At 66.1% G+C, this 254-nt stretch carries 1 pseudogene; it reads left to right on the top strand.

Annotation, left to right across the window (positions count from 1 at the left end):
• Positions 1-254: pseudogene (locus IF17_RS0135965) on the top strand (recombinase RecA); the annotation flags it as partial.

Consider the following 254-nt stretch of genomic DNA (forward strand, 5'->3'; position numbering starts at 1 on the left):
GCGATCTTCATCAACCAGCTCCGCGAGAAGATCGGCGTGATGTTCGGTTCGCCGGAGACCACGACCGGTGGCCGGGCGCTGAAGTTCTACGCCTCGGTGCGCCTGGACATCCGCCGGATCGAGACCCTCAAGGACGGCACCGACGCGGTCGGCAACCGGACCCGCGTCAAGGTCGTCAAGAACAAGGTCGCCCCGCCGTTCAAGCAGGCCGAGTTCGACATCCTCTACGGCCAGGGCATCAGCCGTGAGGGCGG

This window comes from Streptomyces cyaneofuscatus (genome assembly GCF_000718135.1).
Taxonomy (GTDB): domain Bacteria; phylum Actinomycetota; class Actinomycetes; order Streptomycetales; family Streptomycetaceae; genus Streptomyces; species Streptomyces cyaneofuscatus.